The organism is Thermomonospora catenispora, from assembly GCF_006363815.1.
GTDB lineage: Bacteria > Actinomycetota > Actinomycetes > Streptosporangiales > Streptosporangiaceae > Thermomonospora > Thermomonospora catenispora.
This window is the reverse complement of the sequence record NZ_RRYT01000104.1, coordinates 1-422: the sequence shown is the minus strand read 5'-3', so window position 1 is coordinate 422 and position 422 is coordinate 1. Positions and strand designations below refer to the sequence as shown.

Below are 422 nucleotides of genomic sequence, written 5' to 3'. Positions count from 1 at the left end.
GGGCGCGAGGGCCGGCCGATGGCGGGGCGGGCGCTGCGGCTGGCGGCGTCCCACCCGCTGGGGCGCGCCTCGCTGGCGACCGCGTTGGAGCTGGCGGCCTCCCCGGTGGTGTCGACGGCGGCCCGCGCGATCACCGACACGGTGCTGGACCCGTTGTTGGAGGCGGCCGCCGACGTCGCCGTGGAGGTGGTCTTGGACGCCGGCGCCGGCGTGGTGCGGGCGGTGCTGGCCGACACCGCCCGGCAGCTGGCCGCCCGCGCCACACGGCAGGCGGCCGGTGCGGTGCGGGACCGGGCGGTGCGCGCGGTGACCGAGGCGGGCGCGATGCCGCTGGTGTCGGCGGTGGCGGGGTTGGCGGCGTCGCTGGCGGGGGACGTGGCGGCCGATCTGACCGGGTCGCGGGACGCGGCGCCGGTGCGGGC

The 422-nt window shown here is 81.3% G+C and carries 1 protein-coding gene; it reads left to right on the top strand.

Features of this window, described 5'->3' with window-relative positions; genetic code table 11:
* The coding region (locus EIO00_RS24425; protein ID WP_161602800.1) for a hypothetical protein at positions 1-422 on the top strand (422 nt) is incomplete at both ends.